The 20,643-nt window shown below is 44.3% G+C and carries 16 protein-coding genes; 7 read left to right on the top strand and 9 right to left on the bottom strand.

The genetic code is table 11. From position 1 onward, the window contains the following. Nucleotides 1–37: 37 nt before the first annotated feature. From AB4517_RS17575 to AB4517_RS17565, 3 genes are all read right to left on the bottom strand, one after another. Nucleotides 38–1,228: an amino acid aminotransferase gene (locus AB4517_RS17575; RefSeq protein WP_372149000.1), complete on the bottom strand. Its 1,191-nt coding sequence runs from the start codon at nt 1,226–1,228 to the stop codon at nt 38–40. Nucleotides 1,229–1,430: 202 nt separating this feature from the next. After that, complete coding sequence (locus AB4517_RS17570; protein ID WP_372148997.1) at nt 1,431–2,972, bottom strand: HD-GYP domain-containing protein; 1,542 nt, start codon at nt 2,970–2,972, stop codon at nt 1,431–1,433. 250 nt (nt 2,973–3,222) lie between these two features. Next, nucleotides 3,223–3,522 (bottom strand): hypothetical protein, encoded by a 300-nt coding sequence (locus AB4517_RS17565; protein WP_017060414.1) that lies wholly within the window; start codon nt 3,520–3,522, stop codon nt 3,223–3,225. Between the two features lie 260 nt (nt 3,523–3,782). On the opposite strand from AB4517_RS17565, the gene AB4517_RS17560 reads away from it, so the two are divergent. Together AB4517_RS17560 and AB4517_RS17555 are read left to right on the top strand one after the other, a co-directional pair. Then, nucleotides 3,783–5,144 carry a PLP-dependent aminotransferase family protein gene (locus AB4517_RS17560; RefSeq protein ID WP_372149013.1) on the top strand — a complete coding sequence of 454 codons (1,362 nt, stop codon included), beginning with the start codon at nt 3,783–3,785 and terminating at the stop codon, nt 5,142–5,144. A gap of 127 nt (nt 5,145–5,271) precedes the next feature. Continuing rightward, nucleotides 5,272–5,478 carry a hypothetical protein gene (locus tag AB4517_RS17555; protein WP_004734707.1) on the top strand — a complete coding sequence of 69 codons (207 nt, stop codon included), beginning with the start codon at nt 5,272–5,274 and terminating at the stop codon, nt 5,476–5,478. 133 nt (nt 5,479–5,611) lie between these two features. Here AB4517_RS17555 and asnS read toward each other — a convergent pair whose 3' ends face one another. Continuing rightward, nucleotides 5,612–7,012 (bottom strand): asparagine--tRNA ligase, encoded by a 1,401-nt coding sequence (asnS, locus tag AB4517_RS17550; RefSeq protein WP_017060416.1) that lies wholly within the window; start codon nt 7,010–7,012, stop codon nt 5,612–5,614. Between the two features lie 558 nt (nt 7,013–7,570). Here asnS and AB4517_RS17545 point away from each other — a divergent pair. Further along, entirely contained in the window at nt 7,571–9,061 is a 1,491-nt protein-coding gene (locus AB4517_RS17545) for a SulP family inorganic anion transporter (protein ID WP_372148994.1), read from the top strand. Nucleotides 9,062–9,155: 94 nt separating this feature from the next. Here AB4517_RS17545 and AB4517_RS17540 read toward each other — a convergent pair whose 3' ends face one another. Next, nucleotides 9,156–10,778, bottom strand: a complete 1,623-nt coding sequence (locus AB4517_RS17540) for a methyl-accepting chemotaxis protein (RefSeq protein WP_372148990.1) — start codon at nt 10,776–10,778, stop codon at nt 9,156–9,158. Nucleotides 10,779–11,279: 501 nt separating this feature from the next. Between AB4517_RS17540 and AB4517_RS17535 the strand changes: the two genes are divergently transcribed. Together AB4517_RS17535 and AB4517_RS17530 are read left to right on the top strand one after the other, a co-directional pair. Continuing rightward, nucleotides 11,280–11,477: a hypothetical protein gene (locus AB4517_RS17535; protein WP_048611631.1), complete on the top strand. Its 198-nt coding sequence runs from the start codon at nt 11,280–11,282 to the stop codon at nt 11,475–11,477. Nucleotides 11,478–11,558: 81 nt separating this feature from the next. Continuing rightward, nucleotides 11,559–12,701 carry an amino acid permease gene (locus AB4517_RS17530; protein ID WP_017065421.1) on the top strand — a complete coding sequence of 381 codons (1,143 nt, stop codon included), beginning with the start codon at nt 11,559–11,561 and terminating at the stop codon, nt 12,699–12,701. Nucleotides 12,702–12,820: 119 nt separating this feature from the next. Here the strand turns inward: AB4517_RS17530 and AB4517_RS17525 are convergent, their stop codons facing one another. From AB4517_RS17525 to AB4517_RS17515, 3 genes are all read right to left on the bottom strand, one after another. Next, nucleotides 12,821–14,182 carry an L-serine ammonia-lyase gene (locus tag AB4517_RS17525; protein ID WP_017060420.1) on the bottom strand — a complete coding sequence of 454 codons (1,362 nt, stop codon included), beginning with the start codon at nt 14,180–14,182 and terminating at the stop codon, nt 12,821–12,823. Between the two features lie 134 nt (nt 14,183–14,316). Next, nucleotides 14,317–15,570, bottom strand: a complete 1,254-nt coding sequence (locus AB4517_RS17520; protein WP_048609200.1) for an aromatic amino acid transport family protein — start codon at nt 15,568–15,570, stop codon at nt 14,317–14,319. Nucleotides 15,571–15,879: 309 nt separating this feature from the next. After that, the gene (locus AB4517_RS17515) at nt 15,880–16,479 is read right to left on the bottom strand and encodes a CoA pyrophosphatase (RefSeq protein WP_372148987.1); all 600 of its coding nucleotides are present in this window, start codon (nt 16,477–16,479) and stop codon (nt 15,880–15,882) included. Between the two features lie 303 nt (nt 16,480–16,782). On the opposite strand from AB4517_RS17515, the gene AB4517_RS17510 reads away from it, so the two are divergent. Next, nucleotides 16,783–17,325 carry a heme NO-binding domain-containing protein gene (locus tag AB4517_RS17510; protein WP_017060423.1) on the top strand — a complete coding sequence of 181 codons (543 nt, stop codon included), beginning with the start codon at nt 16,783–16,785 and terminating at the stop codon, nt 17,323–17,325. A 1-nt stretch (nt 17,326) separates the two neighbouring features. Then, nucleotides 17,327–19,045: an ATP-binding protein gene (locus AB4517_RS17505; protein ID WP_372148984.1), complete on the top strand. Its 1,719-nt coding sequence runs from the start codon at nt 17,327–17,329 to the stop codon at nt 19,043–19,045. A 145-nt stretch (nt 19,046–19,190) separates the two neighbouring features. Here AB4517_RS17505 and pabB read toward each other — a convergent pair whose 3' ends face one another. Further along, entirely contained in the window at nt 19,191–20,570 is a 1,380-nt protein-coding gene (gene pabB / locus AB4517_RS17500) for an aminodeoxychorismate synthase component I (protein ID WP_372148981.1), read from the bottom strand. Nucleotides 20,571–20,643: the final 73 nt, after the last annotated feature.

The following is a 20,643-nucleotide window of genomic DNA, read 5'->3' as shown; positions in this document are numbered from 1 at the left end:
CATCTATTGGTCTGCAAATACAGGTTTCGCTTTTCGATTAAAGAACCGCAGCGATACCTTTACATAGAGGACCCATGTTTGACTTAGTCATACCAGCAACACTGATACGGCCAGAACCAACAATGTAGATTGCGAATTCGTCTTTTAGGCGAGTTACTTGCTCTTTGCTTAGACCTGAGAACGAGAACATGCCGTTTTGACGTTCGATGAATGTGAAGTCTGCATCAACACCTTCTGATTTCAGTGTCGTTACGAATAGTTCACGCATCTCTTGGATACGGTCACGCATTTCTGCCACTTCTGCTTCCCATTCAGCACGTAGATCAGCATCACCAAGGATGTGAGTAACGACAGCACTGCCGTGGGCTGGTGGGTTAGAGTAGATAGAGCGGATAATGCTCTTAACTTGAGAGAATGCTGTCGTTGCTACGTCTGCTGATTCAGCAACCAGAGTGAATGCACCAACACGCTCGTTGTACAAGCCGAAGTTCTTAGAGAACGAGCTAGCAACAAGGATCTCTTTGTTGTATTGAGCAAAAATACGTAGGCCAGCAGCATCTTCTTCAACGCCTTTTGCAAAACCTTGGTAAGCAAAATCGAATAGAGGAAGCAGTTTCTTCTCAGCAACCAGTTTAGCAAGAACTTCCCACTCTTCAGTTGTTGGGTCGATACCTGTTGGGTTGTGACAGCAGCCGTGAAGAAGAACGATATCGCCTTCAGAAGCTTTCTCTAGGTCAGCAACCATGCCAGCGAAGTCTTTGTCTTTAGTTTCAGCGTTGTAGTAGCTGTATTGAGCAGTTTTGATACCCGCAGCTGCGAAAACGCCGTTGTGGTTAGCCCAAGTTGGGTTACTGATCCAGATTTTCACTTCGCCCAGTTGGCGCTTGATGAATTCACCCGCTACGCGAAGTGCACCTGTACCACCTGGAGCTTGTGCTGTTTTAGCGCGTTGAGATGCAACGATCTCTGCGTCTGAACCGAAAAGAAGTTTCTGAACCGCTAGACCGTATTCAGCTGTACCTTCAATCGTTAGGTAAGATTTGGTTTTTTCGTTTTCAAGAAGTGCAGCTTCTGCTTTCTTTACTGTTTTAAGTACTGGTGTTTGACCATCTTCATTTTTGTAGATGCCAACGCCAAGGTTGATTTTCTCTGCACGAGAGTCTTTTTTAAACTCTTCAGTAAGGCCGAGGATAGGATCGGCGGGAGCAGCTAACACTTTTTCAAACATAATCTTCATCCATGTCAATTGAGAGGGGATAGTATCTATGGGTAGTTATACCTGTATGGAATTTTTAAGACAATACGAAGTGAACAGAAAGACCAAAAAAAATCCATTTCAATCAGATTTATTGACTAAAGAGGATATTTGATAACAAAACACCCTACGGATTAACCTATAGGGTGCAAGAAGTTAGTGGATTTTGAATAGATTACGCTGGTTGAGCAATAAAGCTTTCGCGCTCGGGTTCACTCGCTACATTTTTGCCATCTTTGTAGGTCGCAGCAATTGAAACAAACGCTTGTTCGACGACCAGAAAAGCTTGGACAACTTGCGGATCAAAATGCGTCCCATTGCCCTCTAAGATGATCTGTTTAGCTTGTTCATGAGTAAAGGGTGGCTTGTAGACTCGCTTCGAGATGAGCGCATCATAAACATCAGCTAATGCCATTAAACGGCCAGATAACGGGATATCTTCACCAGACAACTGATTAGGATAACCACTGCCATTCCATTTCTCGTGGTGAGTCAGAGATATCTCCTTTGCGACTCTTAAGAAAGAGCTACTTCCCAACTGCTTTTCTGCAATAGATAACGCTTCAGCCCCAATCGCGGGGTGACCTTTCATTATCTCAAACTCTTCGTCCGTCAATTTGCCCGGCTTCAATAACACACTATCAGGAACACCTACTTTGCCCACGTCGTGCAAAGGCGCAGATTTGTAGAGCAACTCGATGTAGTTTGGAGTCAACAAGCTTGAGTGGGTTTCTGATTTGCTGAGCTCTTGTGCGAGTACCTTGACGTACTCTTGAGTTCTTAGGATATGTGCGCCCGTTTCATTGTCTCGAGATTCAGCCAATGCCGATAAGCTCACAATGGCCACGTCACGTGTGGTTTTCACTTCGTTTTGCGCGGTTTCAAGGCTATCAAGCATGGTATTGGTCATAGATGCCATTGATCCAAGCTCGTTGTAGCCGAAAATAGGTAAGCGAACGCCTTGCTCACCATTGGTGACTTTGTTTAATGCGTGCTCTTGGCTTAGGAGAATACGCTTAATTAGCTTACTCCAAAGCGTCATGATGGTTATCGCGTAGCCACCCAGTACCACAGCCAAATAAATAAACTCTTTGATCACGCTGATCTTGCCGGTGCCATCCAATAAGCGGTCAGGGTTGTGTTCTAGCCAGAAGATGTCTTTAACGGCAATCATCGTCAACATAGTCGTCAGTGTTACCAGAAGCACGATAACCAAGCCTATCATCTGCTTGACCAGTGAACTTCTTTCACCAACCAGTTGGAAGTCGAATTGTCCAGTCGTCTCCATTTTATCCATTTGGCTGAGCTTGGCATTCAATTGAAGAATGGTTCCGGTAAAGAAGCCGAATAGACTCATGCCAAACAGCACCTTCAAATTACTATCTATGGTGAATTCATAGCTTAAGTTGTAGTAGAGCGCGAAAGGCACACTTGCAGCAAAAAATAGCAGGGTATCGAGTTGCGTGAATCGGCCTTGCTTGACCAAGGTATGTTGCGCCAATGGGTAACGACGTGCGAGCCATAATAAGATAAACACAATACTGACTTGTGTGAAAATCTCTAACGTCGTTAAGCTATCGAGCATAGGGCACACCCGACTGCCATAGGTGCCAAACAGCACGCCAGCAATGACGTATAACTTAGTCGTTAGCGATTGATTGTAATTTGAAGTATCCATCGGTAAGCCTTTGTTCTCATTCTTATTAGATTTACGCATTCATTGATTCACGACTTTAGAATTGCGAATGATTAGCATAACTGACGTGAATAAGACCGGAAATTCTATCGATAGCTTTCGTGGATTGATACAAGAAACTGGTTTGTGTTAGAGATTTGTTAGCTAGGTGGGGGTTATTGCAGCATTTTTATGAAGATACTTGAATAGCCTCGGTCGAGGTTCGAGGCTATTCAGTCTGTGTATTGGGTTAGAATCGCGCGTGATTGAGTTCGCTATCTACTTTAACCCGTTACTTTTTGAGATTGATTTCAGCTTCGATTGAGCCGGTTTCAATCTCAGGGTGAGACGCTAGTTTGTCTGCAGCCCATTGGTTGATGTGTTTCAGAATAGCAGACACCGCGTGTTTTTCCGTTGGTGCTTGGTCTTGTTCGACATCGATCTTTTGCTTTGGATGTGAGCCTGTCGCATCTTCAGCAATATGGAGCCAATCTGGGTGCCAGTAATATGGCTGACCGCTCGGTGTTGTCCAACTGTGAACACCGTTTGACTCTCCTTTATAACTTAATTGGTCTGCTTCTATTTTTTTCATTGTTATCTCGCATGTTTTTGGGTTACATCAAATTATTGAGGTAGAAAGCCAACTTAGCTCCTACCTTGGGTACAAACTTAGCAAAGCTTACAAAGTTATCTGTGAACCAATTCACACTATTGTGGAAATTAGGTGCGATCATATGGATAGCAGCAATAGTTGTTGGCGTAAGTGATAAAATCACCGGCTCACAGAATTTCTCTAGGTAGTACAATTAGATGGCGCGTTATGAAGAGCTTGCAAAGGATATTCGAACTTAGATAGCCAACAATACGTGGCGATCCGGAGAGAAGATCCCTTCGGTACGCATGAGTTGTCGAAATTACAACGTCAGCAATAGTACTGTCTTACAAGCATACCAGTTGCTAGAAAGCGAAGGGTGGATCATCGCTAAACCTCAGTCGGGCTACTTTGTAGCGCCAAGGCTGGACGGCGTTGACTACGCACAGCCACTCGTTAGTGAAAAGAAAGCCATTAATGACCGCTTATTTGATTTCTTGAAGTCGAGTTCAGCCGAAGGTGTGATTCCTTTCGGCTCTGCATTCCCAGATCCCGACCTTTTCCCGTTACCTACCTTGACTCGAAACCTTGCCAGCGCGGGTAGGAAGATGACTGGCGCGAGTGTGATAAATAATTTACCACCGGGCAGTGAGTCCTTGAGAAGGCAAATCGCACAGCGTTATCTGCAGCAAGGGATCACGGTTAATCATCAAGACATCGTGATTACGTCGGGTGCTATGGAGGCGCTCAACTTGAGCCTGCAAACGGTCACCAAGTCGGGTGATAACGTCGTGATTGAGTCTCCCGCATTCTATGGTGCTCTGCAGGCTGTCGAGAGGCTCGGGCTTAACCCGATCGAAGTGGACGTTTGCCCAATCAATGGGTTGAATATAGAGCAGTTTGAAAACGCGCTACAAAACCAAGATGTTAAAGCGTGTTGGCTGATGACGACTTTTCAAAACCCAACGGGAACCAGTTTGTCGGAACAGGCAAAGCGCCATGTGGTAGAGATTGCAGAACAGCATGGAACCTACATTATTGAAGATGACGTGTATGGCGATCTTTATTACGAAGGGCATAAGCCGAAGCCACTAAAGGCCTTCGATAAGACCGATTCCGTCTTGCTTTGTGGGTCGTATTCAAAAAGTTTGTGTCCTGGTTATCGAGTAGGGTGGGTTGTGAACACGCGTTTTAACGACGCGATTCAAAAGTTACAGCTTCTTTCTACGTTATCGAGTAGCGCTCCTGTTCAACTTGGTGTCGCTCATTTCTTAACGCATGAAAGCTACGACAATCACCTTCGTAAACTGCGTAAAAACCTTGTCGTCAGGAAAGAGCGATTTATCGATGTCATTAAGCAGTACTTTCCGCATTCAATAGAGATTGAAGAGCCGGCTGGTGGTTACTTGATATGGATTCGCTTTTCTGAAAAATTCGACAGCCAACAGTTTCATCAACTGGCTATCGAACAAGGTATTAGCGTTGCATCTGGCGATCTGTTTAGTGAGCATGGCAGAGTGGATAACGCGATACGATTGAACTTCTCTTATGAACTGACAGAAGAGAAAGAACAGGCGCTCATCTGGCTTGGCAAACTGGCACATCAACTTACGCACTCGTAAAACCTTAAGTCCCTCATAAAAAAGACAATCATTCCAACTGTACGGGTTGTTTGTGGGGTAACTGTACGCCTAATTGACCAAAGAGTTGTGATTCAATAACGGTAGACCAAATATTGGAGATACCGTTATGTTGAAAATGACTATGGGAAATGAAGTTAAGCTGATTATTGTCGCTATTGTGTGTGCGCTTCTGCTTATTCTCGGCCACGTACTGCTGGCAAAAGCATTCGCTGATATGGCGTGGGCGGAATACACCACTGCCGCGATCCCATTCGTTATGATGGCAATTTGCGGTCTTGCAATAAAATACGCTATCGACCAAGATGTGGATTAGCTTTTGAAATAATGAGTCTCAGATAGTGGCACGCAGAAGCATCTGGACTCGTTTTATTCCGAACATAAAAAAACCTCCGCAAGTGCGGAGGTTTTTGTTTGTTCTTAACTTTTAATATCGAATAGGTTTCGAATTAGAAGTTTGCAGAGCGTGGTGTACGTGGGAATGGAATCACGTCACGAACGTTACCCATACCTGTTACGTAAGATACTAGACGCTCGAAACCAAGACCGAAACCAGCGTGTGGCACTGTACCGTATTTACGTAGGTCGCGGTACCAGCTCATGTGCTCAGGGTCGATACCCATAGCAATCATACGCTCGTCTAGAATGTCTAGACGCTCTTCACGTTGTGCACCACCGATGATTTCACCGATGCCTGGTGCAAGTACGTCCATTGCTGCAACTGTTTTGCCGTCGTCGTTTAAGCGCATGTAGAAAGCTTTGATGTCTTTCGGGTAGTTCTTAACAATAACAGGTGCTTTGAAGTGCTCTTCAGCTAGGTAACGCTCATGCTCAGAAGACATGTCGATGCCCCACTCAACGTCAAACTCAAATTTCTTACCAGAGTCTAGTAGGATTTGGATTGCGTCAGTGTAGTCAACTTGTGCGAAATCAGCGTCTACGAATTGCTCTAGACGAGTAATTGCTTGCTTGTCGATGCGAGAAGCGAAGAACTCAAGGTCGTCGCGGCGCTCTTCAAGAACAGCAGCGAAAACGTACTTAAGCATGTCTTCAGCCAGTTTCGCTACATCGTTAAGGTCTGCAAACGCAACTTCAGGCTCAACCATCCAGAACTCAGCTAGGTGGCGGCTTGTGTTTGAGTTTTCAGCACGGAACGTAGGACCGAACGTGTAAACCTTGCTTAGTGCACAAGCATAAGCTTCAGCATTAAGTTGGCCAGATACTGTTAGGAACGTCTCTTTACCGAAAAAATCTTCGTTGAAATCTACGTCGCCTTTTTCAGTGCGTGGTAGGTTTTCCATGTCTAGCGTAGAAACACGGAACATTTCACCAGCGCCTTCTGCATCAGATGCAGTAATAAGCGGAGCAGAAGTCCAGAAGAAACCTTGCTCGTGGTAGAAACGGTGAATCGCTTGAGATAGACAGTTACGTACACGTGCTACTGCGCCAATCACGTTTGTACGTGGACGTAGGTGAGCAACTTCACGAAGGTACTCGATAGAGTGACGCGTCTTAGCCATTGGGTAAGTGTCAGCGTCTTCAACCCAGCCTACAACTTTAACGTCAGTTGCTGCTAGTTCGAAGTCTTGACCTTTCGCAGGAGACTCAACAATCTTACCCGTTACTTCAACAGAGCAGCCAGTTGTTAGCTTTAATACTTCGTTTTCGTAATTATTAAGATTATTAGGAACCACGGCCTGAATCGGGTCGAAACAAGAGCCGTCATAAATGGCAAGGAAAGAGATTCCAGCTTTGGAATCACGACGTGAACGGATCCAGCCGCGAACAGTTACTTCACTGTCTACCGCTAGCTTGCCGCCAAGTACGTCTGTTACAGGCGCGTAAGTCATGTTGATTTCATTCTCCATTGAGGGACAAATTCAACTCAAAGTCTCTGGCATTGCTGCAAATAAATATACATTTGCACAATAATTAGCCGAAACATTAAGTTGTATAAACTTTTTAAATCGATTGAACATATTACCTGTCATACCGACAGCTTCAACCTTTATTCTTGCTTGGTGAAAGAAATATTGTGTCTACTGACGATAAATAGGTTTGAGGGTGTGTTTTTTGTTCGATCTTAGCGTCAGCCTTACCTTTCACCCTATGTGAGCTGCTGAACGAGCATGGCGTAATCGAAACCTTTGTTTTCAATAATGGGAGTGTGATTGTGTTGAGACTCACTCTACATTGGCGCGGATTCAGTCATTTTGGACTTGATCACCTTCTTAATTTCCCACTAAAGCAACAAGAGGAGTTTAATATCTACGTGTTAATTACGCCGCCTTAACCCCTGCATTCTCTCTACACCCGCACTTTTCGAGCGCTCGCTCATTCAAGAAAAACAGTCGATCAAATTATGTCTCAACAAGGCAGGACTGGCTGTACAAGTAAAAGAGAATTACATGCTTAATTATTTAAAAAAACACTGGTTATCAAACGTTAAAGGAGATTCATTATCTGGGATTGTGGTTGCACTCGCATTGATCCCTGAAGCCATCGCATTTTCAATTATTGCAGGCGTTGACCATAAAGTAGGGCTCTATGCCTCGTTCTGTATTTGTGTCGTCACTGCTTTGGTTGGCAGTCGTCCGGGAATGATTTCCGGTGCAACAGGCGCTATGGCGCTACTAATGGTCACTTTAGTGAGAGAGCACGGATTAGAATATCTACTCGCCGCTTCATTCCTAGCTGGCGTCATTCAGATCGCAGCTGGGTATCTCAAGCTTGGTAACCTGATGAATTTCGTTTCCAAATCGGTGATTACTGGATTTGTTAACGCGCTCGCCATTCTAATTTTCATGGCTCAACTTCCTGAATTAATCAACTTCCCGTCAAGCGTTTACGTGTTAGTCGCTTTGGGTTTGGCGATCATTTATCTGCTTCCTTATTTTCCCAAGTTTGGTCGTGCAATACCTTCCCCACTGGTCGCGATTGTTGCTCTGACAATCATTAGTTTGCTCTTCGGCTTAGATGTGAGAACGATTGGCGATATGGGCAAGCTTCCCGATTCACTGCCTGTGTTCTTGATTCCTAATATTCCATTCACGTTTGAGACGCTTGCAACCATCCTGCCATATTCGATTGCTCTGTCTCTGGTTGGCTTGTTGGAATCCTTGATGACAGCGACCATAGTCGATGACCTGACTGATACTGAAAGCAATAAAAACAATGAGTGTAAAGGGCAGGGCGTTGCGAACATCGTTGCTTCATTATTTGGTGGAATGGCGGGCTGTGCAATGATCGGTCAGTCGGTCATCAACATCAAATCAGGCGGCTTAACCCGATTATCCAGCATGATCGCCGGGGTTGTTTTGTTGCTAATGGTGGTGTTTGTTTCTGATTGGTTGAAGCTTATACCGATGGCGGCTTTAGTGTCTGTGATGATCATGGTTTCTATCGGCACATTCTCATGGCGTTCCATTGTTGAGCTTAAAGATCACACACTGCCAACCAATGTAACCATGCTAGCAACCGTGGCGGTGGTGGTGTTTACTCATAATTTAGCAATAGGTGTTGCGGTTGGCGTGGTGCTGTCGGCTCTGTTTTATGCACATGCCAGCAAATCCATGGTGTTTATATCCGATGAAGTCGTGACAAACGAAATGCACACCATTCACCGAGTAAAAGGCCATGTCTTCTTTGCTTCGTCAGATGCGTTTGTCGACTTATTTGATTATGACAACGCGACCTCTTTAGTGAACATCGATATATCGGATGCGTCATTCTTAGATAATACCTCGGTCGAGGCGCTTGATAAGGTTGTGTTCAAGTTCCGTAAAAAAGGGGCTTACGTTGAAGTGTCAGGAATGGATAGCGTGAGTGCGAATCTGATAGTCAAACACGCGATGTATCACAAGCATAAAGACTTAACCGCGGTTTCCATTACGCACTAATCTTGGTTTAAGGCACTTTTAAAGCCTGAAAGCCTGAACTAGACATTGTTATGAAGTTAAAGCGCTCATTGTTGAGCGCTTTTTTGTTGGCGATCTATGACTTCTTCTTTGTACTCGACAAAGTAAACTGATTAATCAGTGACTCAAGGTGATCAGACAGCTCTTCTAAGTCATTGCTGATGTCGCGAGTTTCAGCCGCAGATTGCGACGTGTTGTTGGCGTGAGAGGTGATGGTTTCAACCTTTTGTTGAACATCTTGAGTCGCTTGTGTGGTGGATTGCGTTTGCTGCTGAATATTCTGTGCGTGAGCCAGCACCTGTTTCATCTCTTCGACCACACCATTCATTTCAATTGAAAGTGCGTCGATATCGGTTGAGCTTTGATGGGCTTGTTCGCAAACGCGATCGGCAGAAGTCAGCGACTCTTCGCTGCCTTGCTGGAACTGATGAATGATTGACTCAATACTGCCTGTTGCTTCAGCGGTTCGTGATGCAAGATGGCGAACTTCATCAGCCACCACCGCAAACCCACGACCTTGTTCTCCCGCACGTGCCGCTTCAATTGCTGCATTCAAGGCCAGAAGATTGGTTTGGTCAGCAATGCCACGAATCACACTCAATATTGAAGAGACCTCTCCGGTTTGCTCATTGAGTGTCAGTATTTTGTGTTTCACTTCTTCTATGCTGCTAACGAGGTTTTTTATCTCACTGCTTGCTTCGTGTGCTTGGTTGGCACTCTTACACGCCACATCAGCGGTGTGATTAATAAGCTCTGAAGCCGTTAAAGTCGCTTGTTCTACATTGACTTGCTGTGCCTGTATTCCTTCGACATTATGTTGCACTTCGGCGGTTTCGCTTTGCTGGTCACTGGCGGCTTGCTCGGTAATTTGCGCGACACTAGTCAGTTGGTTGGCAGACGCATTTAACTTGTGCGAGGTGCTTTGTACCTTTTCTAAGCTGTCAGATACGGTTCCCATGAACGAGTTGATGGAGTTAGCCAGCGTGCCAATCTCATCCTTGCTTTGTTCCGGCAGGCGAGTGGATAGGTTTTTATCGTTGCTGACTTGGGTCATAAAGCGAGAAGTCTGTTGCAGCGGGCGCACGATAATCTTACGAATTAATCCCATCGTAAGGACAAATCCGGCAAACGAGATCACTGCCATAATGCCAATAGCAGCCATGGTTTGAGTGTTAATCAGCGAGTTAACATGGTTAAGGTTATATTCGAGACGAATCGCACCCAAGACTTCACCTTCTGGTGCCATATGACAGGCGACACAATTGGTTCCTCGGTAATCTTCACTCGACTTCATTGGCAGAGCAATAACCAAGCCTTTGCCCCAATCAGCAGAAAAAGGTTCGATAACGGTTTCGCCCGCTAGCGCTCGTTTATCAATATCGTCAACCGGTGTTTGGTTGTCATTACCTGGGCCATATAACTTGCTGACAGCGTCGGCGCGTAAAACACGAACGTCTTCAATGCCTTCTTGAGCCAGTGCTTTCTGACGAAGGGTCTCTTTTTGTGCCATGGTGCCGGTGAGCATCATCATATTGAGGCTATCGAAGTAGTTACTTGCTTTGTCGTGAAGCTGCTCACTTAACACTGAGTTTACAAGTTGCTTTTGTTGCGAATATTGGAAATAGGTCGATATTGCCAGCAAAAAGGTGAACACGATGGCGAGGGCTACTAGGATTTTGAAGGTGATTGTTGAGCGCATAAGGTGTTTGTTTTTATTAATTATAATGACGCAAATACTGTACTAGTAAGAATCCCTACCACCTATGGGGTATAACGAATTGTGTGACCATACTCCGGTTGTGGTTATGTTTCTGTGATGTAGCGAGTTTGTGTCGTGTCTGATGTTGAAATGGAACGCGCTTCAAGCTCCTCGCTGTTCTTAAAACAGACTGTTGTTTTGGGAAAATTGAAGTGCAGCATCGAGTTTTGATTGTGCTGATAATTAGAAAAGCCTAGGTTGTTAATTAGCTCGATGTATTTGTCCGCTTGTCTTTTATCAATAAAGACTATTGTTTTAGACGACTTAGTGGTCAATTTATATCCAAATGGTTGTTTTGTTCAATTTAATAGCAAAAATTGTGGTTATAGCGTTGTGTTTCGAGGCTCATTCGATAAGATGAAAAGACCTCTATGATAGAGGTAGGGCAGCAACGGATACGCTGCTTCAAATACTATGGAATGTGACTTATTGGACACATACATGAAATTCAAGATTACATCACCGATTATTGAACCTACGGAAGGTTCACCACATCAGTTAATGCTTACTCACGCTTCTCGTTTTACCTCTTTTAAGACAAGCTCCCCTTTGAACGCCCTGTTCGACAACGTCTCTGCACGCTTCTTTACCGCTTATCGCTCCTATTGTTATTCGTTTTATAACTTTATTTCTATCTGAACTCCTTTGTCATCCGCTCGATGAACGAAGACTCACATCTATAAAAACTAAACAAATAAGTTAAAAACAATGAATATTAAAATGATGGGTAGCTCCCTAATTATCGCTGGTACCGCTCTCGGTGCTGGTATGCTTGCGATCCCAATGGTATTAGCTCAATTCGGATTGCTTTACGGCACACTGCTTATGGTACTGATCTGTTTCGGTACGACTTACGCAGCATTACTACTTCTAGAAGCGACCATCAAAGCGGGTGGCGGTCTAGGATTAAACTCTATTGCCCGAAAAACCTTGGGTAAACAAGGTCAGTTGCTTACCAACGGCTTGCTATACGCGTTGTTGATTTGCCTATTAATGGCTTACATTCTGGGCGCAGGTGACTTGCTGAGTAAGTTACTGTCTAACTTTGGCGTCGAAATTACCGCGACTACCAGCCAAACCGTGTTTACCTTGCTTGCTGGCGCAGTAGTCGCAAGTGGTACTGGTGTGATTGATAAGCTCAATCGAGCATTGTTCTTCGTGATGCTTGCTAGTTTGTTTGCAACCATGGCCTTCTTAGCGCCGAGCATGACTCAAGAAAACTTGATGCAGGTAACCAGCCATGACCACGTTGACCTAATCAAAACCAGTGCCATCCTGTTTACGAGCTTTGGCTTTATGGTGGTGATTCCAACCTTGGTTTCTTACAACCACGAAGCGACAGACAAACAGCTGCGTAACATGGTGATCATCGGTTCTCTGATCCCATTAGTGTGTTACTTGTGTTGGTTGTTTGCGGTAGTGGGCAACTTGAGTGAAGATCAATTCCGTAGCTTTGAGAACGTATCAGATTTGATGGCGGCGTTTGAGGCTCAGTCTCCTTGGGTGGGTAACGTCTTGTCTACCTTCACTGGCTTGGCGTTGTTGACTTCTTTCTTTGGCGTAGCAATGGCGTTGTTCAACCAGAACAAAGACATGTTCAACCAAAATACAGCGGTAACGTACTGCATTAGCTTTATCTTGCCGTTGGCGGGTTCATTGCTTGCTGCAGACAAGTTCCTACAAGTGCTGAATTACGCAGGCATCATCTTGGTGTTCCTAGCGGTGTTTGTTCCTCTGGTTATGGTTCACAAGCAGCGCTTCATGAAAGTTGCTGATGACCGATACCGAGCAGAAGGTGGCAGCGCAATGATGTTGTTCTCACTGCTGTTTGGTTGTTTCCTGCTTATCTCGCAAGTGATTTAACAAAACAATTTGGTCGGTTGAATCAATCAGTCACCAAGCTTTAGCTCCAAAAGCTTCAGATACAAAAAAGGAACGCCGCGGCGTTCCTTTTTTATTATCGGTTTATTAATTCAGAATGATTAACAAACAACCTTAACAGCCAAACCACCTTGAGATGTCTCACGGTATTTAGCGTTCATGTCTTTACCTGTTTCTAGCATTGTTTCGATAACTTTATCTAGAGAAACAGTAGGAGCAGAAGAGCGACGAAGCGCCATACGAGTCGAGTTGATTGCTTTAACTGCAGCAATACCGTTACGCTCGATACATGGTACTTGTACTTGGCCAGCAACTGGGTCACATGTTAGACCTAGGTTGTGCTCCATGCCGATTTCTGCAGCCATACATACTTGCTCAGGGCTACCACCCATAAGCTCAGCAAGACCAGCAGCAGCCATAGAGCATGCCACACCAACTTCACCCTGACAGCCAACTTCAGCACCAGAGATTGAAGCGTTACGCTTGTAAAGACCACCGATCGCGCCAGAAGCTGCGAAGTAACGGATGTAATCTTTCTCTGTCACTGTTTGGATGAACTTATCGTAGTAAGCCAATACAGCAGGGATGATGCCACATGCGCCGTTTGTTGGTGCCGTTACTACACGGCCGCCAGCTGCATTTTCTTCGTTTACTGCGAAAGCAAACATGTTTACCCAGTCAACAACCGACATTGGATCATTGGTTGTTTTTTCTGAAGTCATTAGCTGTTGGCGAAGTGCTGCTGCACGGCGAGGAACACGTAGTGGACCAGGCAGGATACCTTCAGTATTCATACCGCGATCCATACACTCACGCATAGTTTTCCAGATGTTAGCGAAGTAAGTGCGAGACTCTTCGTCTGAGTGGAACGCTGCTTGGTTTTTCATAACCAGTGTACTGATAGAAAGACCGCTTTCTTTGCACTGATTAACCAGCTCTTCAGCTGTTGTGAATTCGTAAGGTGCTTTGATTGGGTTTTCTTCTTCTTTGCCGAAGTTCTCTTCGTCAACGATGAAACCGCCACCAATTGAGTAGTACGTTTTTGAGTATGCAACTTCGTCACCAACCCATGCATGAATGCTCATGCCGTTCTCGTGTAGAGAAAGGTTGCTAGTGTGGAAGTTCATACCGCCATCGCGTGGGAACGATACTGTATGACAGTGCATGCCAACAGGAAGGCGCTCAGTTTCTTCTACGCGAGCAATGAAGCCAGCAATAGAATCGATATCAACACGCTCAGGAGTATTGCCAGCAAGACCCATGATGATTGCGATATCTGTGTGGTGACCTTTCCCTGTCAGTGATAGTGATCCATATACGTCCACGGTGATTTTAGTGATGTCGCGCAATTTTCCCATTGAACGTAGGTCATCAATAAATTCTTTACCCGCTTTCATTGGTCCAACTGTGTGTGAGCTCGATGGACCAACACCGATTTTATAGATATCAAATACACTAATCATAGCGATTACCTCAAAAAGAGAGCCTCAAAAAGAGAGCCTCCCAAGGGGAGTAGGGAGGCTCATTTATTATCATTATATTTTTTGTCTAATCTCGCGATATAAGATGGATGCCATCTTATAAAAAGGGCTTGAGATTAAAGAGCGCCGTAGATTACAGAACTAATAGCCGCTAGACCACATAAAGCTGTAAAGATTTGCACAGGTGCTGAAGTTTTGTACTTAGCCATAGCTGGTACTTTCTGCATCGCGAACACAGGCATTAGGAACAGGATAGCTGCAATCATTGGAGCACCCATTGTTTCAATCATACCTAGGATACTTGGGTTAACTACCGCAACAATCCAAGTTGTAACAACGATGAACGCTAGAGATGCTTTTTCAATCTTAGAGATTGAAGAACCTGAGCGAGACTTGATTAGACCAACAAGACCTTCGTGAGCACCTAGGAAGTGACCGAAGTAGCTAGAAGTAATCGCTGCGAACGCTACTAGAGGACCCATGTAAGAGATAAGTGGAGACTCATGTACGTTTGCTAGGTAAGAAAGAACAGAGATGTTCTGTGCTTGTGCTGTTGCTAGTTGCTCTGGAGATAGAGAAAGAACTACAGAGAATACGAAGAACATTACAAAACCCATCAGCATCATTGCTGCGCCGCCAGTGATCGCGTCAGTTTTCTTAACTGCGTCATCACCGTATACACGACGTTGCTCTTTAGAGAACTGTGAAATGATTGGGCTGTGGTTGAAAGAGAACACGATGATTGGAATAGCAAGCCAGATAATAGAAGGCATTGTTGACCATTCTGGGCTTACGTCCATCATTGAAGTGTTCCAATCAGGAACTAGGTAAAAAGATAGCGCTAGTAGGATGAATACTAGTGGGTAAACCATTGCTGAAGTTGCTTTAAGCATCAGCTCTTTACCGAATACAACACCTGCTGTCATAGCAAGGATAAGTGCACCAGAAAGAAGAGGACGTGGAATAGATTCCATACCCATTTGGTTTACTAGGAAAGAATCAACTGTGTTTGTGATACCAACACCGTAGATAAGAACGATCGGGTAGATAGCGAAGAAGTAAGCAAAAGTAATAATGTTTGCGCCAGTCTTACCGAAGTGCTCTTCAACTGTGTCTGTAATATCAGCTTCAGGGTTTTTAGCAGACAGTACGAAACGAGCTAGAGATTTGTGTGCGAACCAAGTCATTGGTGCCGCAATTAGAGCTAGGATAACTAATGGCCAAAAACCACCCGCACCAGCTTTGATAGGAAGGAATAGTACGCCAGCACCAACTGCTGTACCGAATAGTGATAAACACCAGGTAAAATCTTTATAGTTAAACTTGCTTGAATCTTTAACGGCATTTGCCGAAGAAGTTGTTGTGTTCATGTTAAATTACTCATTTTTTGGGAACAGGAAATAAGTCGGGGCTAATTCTGCAGAATTTTCTTCTGCAAAAAATAGATCTAAATCATGTAATGAAACGGCGTGTCACATGATATGCGAAAAACGAATTTTTGATCACGAAAATAGCGTGCTACATGTGATTTATGTTTATGCCTGGTATTAGTTTTATTTATGCGAAAGGCGGGGTTGTATAGATTTATACCAGGGAAACGTTTGCGTAAAATTGCATTAATAAATCTGTTCCATAGAAAGTCTGGATTTTGTTAACAGAGATTAAACAAAACGTAGTTGCTATGTGATTCGTTGCACTACGTGTTGCTGCAGCGATTGGATAATTTGCGCCGTAACGCCCCAAATTAGGTGCTCTTGGAAAGGCATCGCAAAAACCCGATGCTTGATTTGTTTAAAGTTAACAGTGTGGCTGTGTAACTTGGCTTGGTCTAAAACATAGGTAGCGGGTACCTCAAAAATTGAGGCAACTTCGTTCTCATCAATGATGGCTTCATAGTCAGGATCGACCATGGCAATAATCGGCGTCACAGAAAATTTACTAATAGTACTCAATGCTGGTAATTGCCCAATAATTTTAACTTGATCCGATCGAATTCCCACCTCCTCATGGAGCTCTCTGAGTGCAGTGAATTGCATAGAAGGGTCAGAAAGTTCGTGTTTACCACCAGGAAAGCTGACTTGGCCGGGGTGATGCTTTAAATGAGCCGCTCTTTTAGTAAAAATGACATGTAAACCATCTTCTCTTTCAACTAAACCTACCACCACTGCCGCTTTACGTAATTGCTCGCCACTGATGTGCGAAACACGCTCTACTGACTCAGGATGATAGCCAACGGTAGGGTTAAGTTGGAATTGCTGAAGGAAGTTTTCTTTATTCATATCAAGCCAATATATTGATTATTATGATTTTAAGTATAGACATAACCGTGGGTTGATTACCAATATCGAGTTTTTCTTCATTCACTTTCCCTCTTTTAGTTATCAATTGGGCGTCATGAGAGGCTGTTTACCGATGAATCTCCTCAAAATGACGATTTTTGCTATATTCAATATGTGCATACAGGCGAGTAAGCGTTACCCATGTCATAAAATTGGGTGACGAAACGTAGATTTTTTGTTTAAGAATTTGATAACAATAACTTAGTGGACCATTCTAAAAAGAAATAGAAGAAAAGGTATGAGATGAAAGGAATCATATTCACCGAATTTTTAGAGCTTGTTGAAGACAAGTTTGGGCTAGAGCTTTTGGAAGAAGTTCTAGAAATGTCAGAAGATGAAGGAATCTATACGTCGGTCGGCAGTTACGACCACAAAGACCTTGTCAGGTTGATTATCAACTTGAGTAAGAAAACCGATATTGATGCGGCAAGCTTGCAACGCGTGTTTGGGCAGTCTGTATTTAAGAACTTACTGGCCTCATTACCGAATAAAGCGAGCCTTGCTCACAGCAATACCACCTTTCAATTTATTCAGCACGTAGAGCGTTACATTCATGTTGAAGTGAAGAAGCTCTATCCAGATGCTGAGCCACCTGAATTCAGTTTTATCACCACGACCGAAGCACAACTTGTTTTTGACTACAAAAGCGCAAGGTGTATGTCTCATGTTTGCTTAGGGCTTATTGAAGGATGTGCTGAATACCACGGTGAATCTATCGCGGTGGAGATGACGCCACAAAATGATGACCAAAGCGTGGTTAGGTTTAATCTCAAAGTAGAAAAGTAATATGGATCTGGCATCTGCCCTAGAGAAGAAGCTTAAGCGTCAAATCGCGGCAAGGAAAGCGGCTGAAGGATTGTTGGAACAGAAGAGCCTCGAACTGTTCGAGGCTAACCAACAGCTTGAGCTTGCTTTGCGTCAGTTAGAAAAACGCTCCAACGCGAATATACGCCGCATTGAATTCCAAGAACAAATCGACAACCTGTTGATTGATTTCGGGCGCGCGTTCCTTAGAAATGATCTCGATGACGTCATGTTGTCACAATTGACGATGAATGTGACCAACAGTTACTTGATCGAAGCCAGTCGTTTGATTTTGCCTCCCAAGCTGATCCCGCAGTTACACACCTACGACTATGGTGACGAAGCCGTCGAGGTGATAGAGCAATACATTCAAGAACCTCATTGGCAAGGCAACCTGCTAACGGTGCCATTAGAGGTCGAAAAGGTCATAGTTGGCGCGTTAATCGTGAAGGTCAGATTGTTAGACCAAGACTATGAATTCATTCAAAGCCAACTGTTGTTAGTGACCGATCTTATCTGCAGTGCACTAACTCATCAGCTTGCTATCAATCGAAATGTTGAGTCACGTAAACGAGCGGAAGAATCCGAGAGGGCAACGCGCGACTTTGTGGCCATGATTAACCATGAGCTAAGAACTCCGCTCAATGGTTTGTTAGGTAGTGCAGAATTGATCAGCGATACCGAACTCAGCAGTTCTCAGCGTGAAATAGTGAATAACCTGAGCCAATCTGGAGAGTTTCTCAGAACCATCATTAATGACTTGCTTGATTTCAGTAAAATCAATGCAGGGATGTTGGATCTTATTCCTAAGAAATTTGCGTTGCATGATTTGAGAAATACGATTGAAAGTATCTTCGTCAATCGCGCGATTGAGAAGCAGATCGAATTTAATATCAGTGTCGCATCTAACGTACCTTCTCATTTCCAAGGCGATTTAGAACGTATCACGCAACTGTTTGTAAACTTAATCGGTAATGCGATCAAATTTACAGAAGAGGGGCATGTGAATGTTGATATTGAGTGGGACAAAAACCAATTTGTTTTCTCTGTAGAAGATACCGGAGTCGGAATTGCTGAATCAGCACATAAGACGCTATTTGAACCTTTTACACAGGCAGATAACTCAAGTAGCCGAAACTATGAGGGCACCGGGCTTGGCTTAGCGATTTGTCGCAAACTGGTGGCTCTGATGAATGGCGATATTGGGGTGACCAGTGTTGTTGGCTCAGGCACGACCTTTACCATCTCGATTCCTCTTCAAGTTGTCGATGTTCCGGCAGAGAGTGATAGTGTCGCCAAGGGCTTTGAGTCTGAAGCGAAATTGTCACTACTTAAAGTGCTGGTGGTTGATGATATTAAGATGAACCAGATCATCATCCAGCAAATGCTTCGTAAACATGAGATTGAACCTGCTATCGCAAGCAATGGTGTCGAAGGGTTTGAACTCGCGTCAGACAATGAATACGATATTGTATTCATGGATTGCAGAATGCCTGTTATGGACGGGTTTGAAGCAACAGAGAAGCTAAGAGAGAAGGGTTACGTTAAATCTATTGTGGCTCTGACCGCCGGAACGACACTTGAAGAACGCGAACGTTGTATTCAGTGTGGGATGGATGACATTTTGAGTAAACCTTACACCGCCAATGATCTGAAAGAGATGCTTAAGAAGTGGGGTGTCTCTGCGGTGAAGGTCGCTTAAACACGCGAATAAAGCGTTGTGAGTTATGTACTCTAACTTACAGACTAAAAAACCGAAGTGATCTTACGATCCTTCGGTTTCTTTTTATATCGAACTTTTGCTAGCCGTTGTTAAGCTACGGAACTCGCAGTTAATGACACTAGGTTTAGCAATCTTCAAGTACCGGTAGAATTCGACTCAGCTTATCCAGTGTTTCTTGGTATTCAGAAGCACAATCACTATCAAATACCACGCCACCGCCAGCCCAAGCATAAAGCGTGTTGTTCTCGGCGACTAATGTACGAATGGTAATACTGGTATCCATTCTGCCATTTCGGCTGATGTAGCCAATACTGCCGCAGTACGCTGAACGTCGATGCGGTTCTAACTCTTCAATGATCTGCATCGCGCGAACTTTTGGTGCGCCAGTAATCGATCCTCCAGGGAAACAGGCTCTCAGAAGGTCAGTTGCAGAGTATTGGTCATCAAGGTCCGCTCGTATCGTGCTCACTAAGTGGTGCACGGCAGGGAAGCTTTCAATATCGAAGAGCTTTGGTACATGCACTGTGCCCGGTTTTGCTACTCGGCCAATGTCATTACGAAGTAGGTCGACGATCATCAAGTTTTCCGCCTGATCTTTATCGGCGCTTGCTAGGTCTTGCGCGTTGGCATTATCAATCATCGGGTCCTCAGAACGAGGTCGTGTGCCTTTGATTGGCTTGGTTTCAATGACGTTGTCTTTGAGTTCTAAGAAACGCTCTGGCGAAACACTGATGATTGCGCAGTCGGCCAAACGGATAAAACCCGAAAAGGGCGCTGAGTTGTACTGTTCTAACTTGTCATAAGCCAGCCATTCACTACCTTGGTATTGGGCATTGAAGCGCTGAGCTAAGTTAATCTGATAGCAGTCCCCGGATAACAGGTACTCTTGAACACTATCGAACTTAGTGGCGTAGCTCTCTTCGCTCATATTGGATTGCCACGGTGTGGTTAACCCAAAGGGCTCATGTGATAGGTGTGATTGAGCCATCTGCTGCATTAGCCAATCATGATGTTCATCGATATTGCTACCGACAATACACGCCGTTTTCAATTGGTGGTCAACGATAACAGCCCATTCATACAAGCCAACTGCCATGTCAGGTGCTTCAATATCACGCTTTGCGAGTGATGGAAGTGTCTCGACTCTGCGCCCTAAATCATAGCTAAAATAGCCTAAAGCGCCGCCAACGAATGGCAACTGAGTGTGCTCTTTAGTCGCAGGCAATAATTGTTGCTGATATTGGTCGAGTAGTTCGAAAGGATCAGAGTCTGAAACCTCGCACGTCTCATTAACATTAACGGTCGTTTCTGCACCGATTGTCTCGAAGGTGGCGATGGGTTGAGCAACTAAAATATCGTATCGACTATCAACGTGGCTTTCTGAAGCGGAGCGTAATAGCATTGCCCACGGCAGGTTTTCAATATGGGAAAACAGCTGTTTAGCTAAAGTTGATTGATATTCAAGCGGCTTGATTTGGATAGAGCGAAATTCGTTGTTATTCATTTGTTTAATTTGTGACAAAGAGTTCGATCACTGCATGGCGTGTGAGAGGAAGCAAGAGTATCATAAATTGAAA

This window comes from Vibrio sp. 10N.222.52.C3 (assembly GCF_041474195.1).
GTDB lineage: Bacteria > Pseudomonadota > Gammaproteobacteria > Enterobacterales > Vibrionaceae > Vibrio > Vibrio crassostreae_C.
Note: the sequence above shows the minus strand (reverse complement) of the source record. Positions and strands in the feature narration are given on the sequence as shown.

Excerpts from the sequence above, each read along its gene's own strand:
- AB4517_RS17575 (WP_372149000.1), bottom strand. The coding sequence starts at position 1,228 with ATGTTTGAAAAAGTGTTAGCTGCTCCCGCCGATCCTATCCTCGGCCTT.
- AB4517_RS17570 (WP_372148997.1), bottom strand. The coding sequence starts at position 2,972 with ATGCGTAAATCTAATAAGAATGAGAACAAAGGCTTACCGATGGATACT.
- AB4517_RS17565 (WP_017060414.1), bottom strand. The coding sequence starts at position 3,522 with ATGAAAAAAATAGAAGCAGACCAATTAAGTTATAAAGGAGAGTCAAAC.
- AB4517_RS17555 (WP_004734707.1), top strand. The coding sequence starts at position 5,272 with ATGTTGAAAATGACTATGGGAAATGAAGTTAAGCTGATTATTGTCGCT.
- asnS (WP_017060416.1), bottom strand. The coding sequence starts at position 7,012 with ATGACTTACGCGCCTGTAACAGACGTACTTGGCGGCAAGCTAGCGGTA.
- AB4517_RS17545 (WP_372148994.1), top strand. The coding sequence starts at position 7,571 with ATGCTTAATTATTTAAAAAAACACTGGTTATCAAACGTTAAAGGAGAT.
- AB4517_RS17540 (WP_372148990.1), bottom strand. The coding sequence starts at position 10,778 with ATGCGCTCAACAATCACCTTCAAAATCCTAGTAGCCCTCGCCATCGTG.
- AB4517_RS17535 (WP_048611631.1), top strand. The coding sequence starts at position 11,280 with ATGAAATTCAAGATTACATCACCGATTATTGAACCTACGGAAGGTTCA.
- AB4517_RS17530 (WP_017065421.1), top strand. The coding sequence starts at position 11,559 with ATGATGGGTAGCTCCCTAATTATCGCTGGTACCGCTCTCGGTGCTGGT.
- AB4517_RS17525 (WP_017060420.1), bottom strand. The coding sequence starts at position 14,182 with ATGATTAGTGTATTTGATATCTATAAAATCGGTGTTGGTCCATCGAGC.
- AB4517_RS17520 (WP_048609200.1), bottom strand. The coding sequence starts at position 15,570 with ATGAACACAACAACTTCTTCGGCAAATGCCGTTAAAGATTCAAGCAAG.
- AB4517_RS17515 (WP_372148987.1), bottom strand. The coding sequence starts at position 16,479 with ATGAATAAAGAAAACTTCCTTCAGCAATTCCAACTTAACCCTACCGTT.
- AB4517_RS17510 (WP_017060423.1), top strand. The coding sequence starts at position 16,783 with ATGAAAGGAATCATATTCACCGAATTTTTAGAGCTTGTTGAAGACAAG.
- AB4517_RS17505 (WP_372148984.1), top strand. The coding sequence starts at position 17,327 with ATGGATCTGGCATCTGCCCTAGAGAAGAAGCTTAAGCGTCAAATCGCG.
- pabB (WP_372148981.1), bottom strand. The coding sequence starts at position 20,570 with ATGAATAACAACGAATTTCGCTCTATCCAAATCAAGCCGCTTGAATAT.